Origin of the sequence: Bartonella sp. LB28NMGDW (assembly GCF_042194435.1) — a bacterium.
Lineage (GTDB): Bacteria > Pseudomonadota > Alphaproteobacteria > Rhizobiales > Rhizobiaceae > Bartonella > Bartonella grahamii.
Genome location: NZ_JBHIMX010000041.1, coordinates 1 through 4,197, shown reverse-complemented (window position 1 = coordinate 4,197; position 4,197 = coordinate 1). Strand labels below are relative to the sequence as shown.

The window sequence follows — 4,197 nt, the reverse complement described above, 5'->3', positions numbered from 1 at the left end:
CTTGTCTTTCCAGACCCTCGTCCACCCCAAGCCGCCCGTACCAAAGCATCCCCTGTAAAAATCGGTATAAGCTTTGGTACAATACTAATCTGTCGTGTTGTCATTGACCAAAGGCGCGATTTCTACACGCGTTATCACCTTAATGGCTCCCCCATCTTCACCTGTTACCTGTAAAGGCAACACCTTACCAAGCAACGCTAAATAAGCCGCTGGACATTCTATAGCCTGTTTTTCCAAATAAGAGATCAAACCATCCTTGCCAATTTTATTCCCAGCATTCTCAGCAGCCTTAACCACTGCTTCTTTTAAAATGCGCGTCATCTTATTCGGAACGCCTTTGACACGCCCTTGACCTGCCTTTGGGGGTATACGCTTTTTAATCGGTTGTGGAGCCTGTTCTGTATTTTGTGATGTCATAAAAAACACCCTCCAGATAATAAAAAACCCCGCATTTGCGGGGATTCCAAACTGCACTGCCTCTCGTTTAGACACAATACGACCAAGTACAGTAATAACATTAAATACGATTTGCTACAATTTGTCAATAAGAAAACGATACATATTGATGCAATTATAGAATCAATATAAATTCGATATGAAATTTTCCCCTAAATAAAGAAAAAAGATGTCTTTAGTAATATTACTAGTTTGGTATTTCGATATCATTAGCTTATGGACTGCTTTTATAATAGCAATTATTGCTCTTGTTTATAATGAATATAGTCTTTCAGTAGCAAATGATAAAATTAGGAAATTAACAGATGAAATTAAGAAGTTAAAAGATGAAATTAAGAAAGCAGAAGATTAAGAAGTTTAAAATCTGATTGCCAGTAAACCTAACGATCAAAATACTTATCAAGCGCATTAAGAGCAACGCGCAGTGAATTCACAAGATGTGGTAGCATTTGATCTTCTATGACGAGGTACTGTAACGCTGCATAAAGGTTATATTGTCTATAGAGGCATTGCGCTTCTTTTATTGCTTCTTGCGTATTAAAAAATTGTTCTGTTGCAAACTCTACCCACTTGTCTCTTGCTTTATCATCAGATGATGACGGCATTTCGTCATAAATCGCATTAGGCAAGCCCTTTGCACAAAGGTAATTATTCCTTATCTGTAGGTACTGTTGCGCGGCGTCGTATTGCTCTTGAGTAAGCACGCCTTGCAAGCAAAGCCGCCCGATATAGGTACCAGAAAGTGGATTTTTTGCCTCTTGTAGCGTTAAACCGAAGCGCTTTGCACGCATTTCTATTGCCAATTTATCAACGGCTTCACGCGGTGCTTTTGCACGTGATATACGTCCGTTTGGTTCTCTTACCTGCCCTTTTATTTTAGGGCGTCCCCTTTTTTTATTTTTTTTCACAGATAACCTCAGACACCTGTTTAACGTTTTCCCAAATTTCCTCTGAGTTTGAATTTATTTTTGCATCTAAAGACGCTACAAGTACTAGCAACACGCCGCCTATACAAAAGGCTGGAATTTTTTTCCAATCATCATCATCATTCATCATCCACACGAAGATAATGACAATCATTACAATTAGAAAGCCTGCTGATATATTACAGAATGTCTCAATCTTATTATTATGTTGTAATGATTTTATCTCCTGATCTGTAATAGTATAGTTATAAACTGGCTTAGATTTACAGATTGCACTAAAGGTATGGAGCGGCGGCTTATCAGACATTTAAATACCCTCTATTAAAAAGGAACACTGTCATTCATAACGGTATGGGGCGTATCAAGAGGTCTGTAAATGCTTCTGTCATAAGCAGATGACTGATCTTGATTATCATCATTTTTGCCATCTAAAAGCTTTAACTCGCCTTTGTACTGAGGCAATATGACTTCTGTTACATAGCGATCAACACCGTTTTTATCTTGCCATTTGCGTGTCTGTAATTTTCCTTCTACGTAAACTTTTGAACCTTTGTTTAGATACTGAAGTGCAATTTTTGCCAAATGTGGATTAAAAATCACAACTGAATGCCATTCAGTTTTCTCTACTTTTTGATGAGTATTTTTATCTGTATAGCTCTCAGACGTTGCCATTCGAAAATTGACCACCTCGGTGCCAGATGACATTGTTTTGCTTTCTGGATTGGCGCCTAAATGACCAATTAACATCACTTTATTAAGCATTTGCTTTCTGTCCTTTAATGGAAAATAGTACTTAGAACAAACATAACTCACAACTGATGGTAGTATAACACATTATGGTGTATTTTTACAAACAGAATTTATCATAACACACTGAATCTACAGTATGAATCCCATTTTTATTTTACTTAACAGCTTGCTTTTTGATACGTTTTGTGCAATAAAGAGATGTTCTTTTATATTTCGATTGGTTATTTTAATCGTTTATTTGGATCGCTAGCTGTTTTGATCATAAAAGCCGTGTCTTAAAGGACGCGGCTTTTTTGCTATAAAGCAGCCCCCCGCCCCGTTATTTACGCTGCTTTATCATCACCACAAATATCTTCAGAAATTTTTTGATTGCCATTAACCACGGCATTGCCATAAATCTTTACATAGATAGGTGGTGCATAGCCATCTGTACGAGGCTTGCTATAAACCGTTGCCTGGTCACAAACCCGTGCATTTCCATAAACCTTTACATGCTCAGAAATAGTAGCCCTGTCATAAACCTGCGCATCATCGTAAATCTCAGAAAATCCATAAATACAAGCATTTCCATAAACGCGTGCATTTCCATAAACCCTGCCAGTTACATGCGCATAATCAGAAACTTTTGCATTATCAGAAATATGACCAAGAAAAGAGACCTGAGCATTATCACAAACAACTGCATTGCCAAAAACATTACCATTAACCATTGCGTTATCACAAATTTTTGCATTATCAGAAATTTTTGCATTATGAAAAACCTGAGCATTGTCACAAACAATAGCGTTGCCTGATATTTTTGCACTTTTATAAACACGTGCATTATTACGCACTTGTGCATTTTCAGAAACAACAGAATCCATAGCAACCATGGCGTTATCATAAACCCAGCAATCACCATCATGTGATAAGCTTTTTTCGTTTTCAATAACGCCACCGAGATCACCTGCTTTAACATCTGCAAAATCTCTTAATGCTCTTATACGACGTACAGTTTTTCCCTCAGGAATACGGTGGATTTCATCTGTGAGTTCATATTTTTTGGATACATTTTTAGTGGTCATAGGTTTTACTCCTAATCTAAATATTCGATAAAATTTTAATGGAAATTTGAGAAGGCGCCCCCGCAACGCCTGTTATTTAAGCTGCTTTTGCAATAGCGTTTGTTAAAACGCGCTTGGCTTCTGTCGTAACCAATTTGTAGTGATCAAGCTCTTTTTGTAGATCATTTACATACGATAAACGCGCAGCAATCATTCCCAAAACTTTACCAATTCCCTCAGGAGCTTTTAAACTTTCATAAGAAAATAAATCATTATCTCTAGAGAATAAATCATGATTTTTTGATTGGCTTTTTAATTCATAAAAAGCTTTAACAAGCGCCTTTTTAAATGCACGCACCGTATTATTATTGCGCATATATGTCATCAGTAGAGTTGCTTGTGATTCATTAAGGATTGCGATTTCTCTTTTTTGACATCCGCCATTTGTTTTAAAGGGTACGATCTCAAATCCAACCCTTCCAAACTCTTCAAAATCTTTAATATTTTTACGTAGCAATCTAATAACAGTAGCATGGCTATTACCCACACCCTCTGCAATTTTTAGAGAATTTGTAACTGCAACGCCATCATCATTGATTGTAACTAGATCTTTCATTGAAAAAACCTTTCTAATAGTTAGTACGTTTTTGATTTAAAAACCCTATAAGGGCATCGGGCGCTCAAAAACACGGCTATTAGTCCGTCGCTATGCTTTTCCCTCGCGAAGGGTATTGTATGGCATAGCTACACCCGATGTAATCAATATATGCTAATAATAGCATAAAAAACAATCAGTATTTTAAAGGCATGGGAAAGGTTGTTACGTAACCCATCCGCTAATAGCTAAGTGTTTTTGAAGCACTTGTGATTCGTTTAACAGAATGACCTTTTAATGTCAATACGTATTTTTTATTTTTTTCAATTTTTTTCATTTTGATACCTACATAATTGAATACCAAGTGCTTTTAAATTTTACTTTTGGTTTTTAGTATAAAATGTAGTGCGTAAATGGACATGTTTAT

7 protein-coding genes and 1 pseudogene are annotated in these 4,197 nt (G+C 36.5%); 1 reads left to right on the top strand and 7 read right to left on the bottom strand.

What is annotated here, in order from left to right; translation table 11 throughout:
- A pseudogene (locus ACFIKG_RS08695) lies at positions 1–104 on the bottom strand (terminase); the annotation flags it as partial.
- On the bottom strand, positions 85–417 hold the full coding sequence (locus ACFIKG_RS08690) for a hypothetical protein (RefSeq protein ID WP_375652132.1): 333 nt from the start codon (positions 415–417) through the stop codon (positions 85–87). The gene ACFIKG_RS08690 and the pseudogene ACFIKG_RS08695, both read right to left, overlap by 20 nt.
- 208 nt (positions 418–625) lie before the next feature.
- Between ACFIKG_RS08690 and ACFIKG_RS08685 the strand changes: the two genes are divergently transcribed.
- Positions 626–808 (top strand): hypothetical protein, encoded by a 183-nt coding sequence (locus ACFIKG_RS08685; RefSeq protein WP_375649523.1) that lies wholly within the window; start codon positions 626–628, stop codon positions 806–808.
- 28 nt (positions 809–836) lie between these two features.
- On the opposite strand, the gene ACFIKG_RS08680 is transcribed toward ACFIKG_RS08685, so the two are convergent.
- From ACFIKG_RS08680 to ACFIKG_RS08660, 5 genes are all read right to left on the bottom strand, one after another.
- Positions 837–1,364, bottom strand: a complete 528-nt coding sequence (locus ACFIKG_RS08680; protein WP_375652131.1) for a hypothetical protein — start codon at positions 1,362–1,364, stop codon at positions 837–839.
- Positions 1,351–1,689 (bottom strand): hypothetical protein, encoded by a 339-nt coding sequence (locus ACFIKG_RS08675; protein ID WP_273788732.1) that lies wholly within the window; start codon positions 1,687–1,689, stop codon positions 1,351–1,353. Before ACFIKG_RS08675 ends, ACFIKG_RS08680 begins: the two co-directional genes overlap by 14 nt.
- 14 nt (positions 1,690–1,703) lie before the next feature.
- Positions 1,704–2,144, bottom strand: coding sequence for a single-stranded DNA-binding protein (gene ssb / locus ACFIKG_RS08670; RefSeq protein ID WP_273788733.1), 441 nt, complete (start codon positions 2,142–2,144; stop codon positions 1,704–1,706).
- A 311-nt stretch (positions 2,145–2,455) separates the two neighbouring features.
- Positions 2,456–3,196, bottom strand: a complete 741-nt coding sequence (locus tag ACFIKG_RS08665; RefSeq protein WP_375626935.1) for a hypothetical protein — start codon at positions 3,194–3,196, stop codon at positions 2,456–2,458.
- 76 nt (positions 3,197–3,272) lie between these two features.
- Positions 3,273–3,791 (bottom strand): Rha family transcriptional regulator, encoded by a 519-nt coding sequence (locus tag ACFIKG_RS08660; protein ID WP_375652130.1) that lies wholly within the window; start codon positions 3,789–3,791, stop codon positions 3,273–3,275.
- Between the last annotated feature and the right edge of the window lie 406 nt (positions 3,792–4,197).

Coding starts and splice junctions, on each gene's coding strand:
- ssb (WP_273788733.1), bottom strand. CDS start 2,144: ATGCTTAATAAAGTGATGTTAATTGGTCATTTAGGCGCCAATCCAGAA.
- ACFIKG_RS08660 (WP_375652130.1), bottom strand. CDS start 3,791: ATGAAAGATCTAGTTACAATCAATGATGATGGCGTTGCAGTTACAAAT.
- ACFIKG_RS08665 (WP_375626935.1), bottom strand. CDS start 3,196: ATGACCACTAAAAATGTATCCAAAAAATATGAACTCACAGATGAAATC.
- ACFIKG_RS08675 (WP_273788732.1), bottom strand. CDS start 1,689: ATGTCTGATAAGCCGCCGCTCCATACCTTTAGTGCAATCTGTAAATCT.
- ACFIKG_RS08685 (WP_375649523.1), top strand. CDS start 626: ATGTCTTTAGTAATATTACTAGTTTGGTATTTCGATATCATTAGCTTA.
- ACFIKG_RS08690 (WP_375652132.1), bottom strand. CDS start 417: ATGACATCACAAAATACAGAACAGGCTCCACAACCGATTAAAAAGCGT.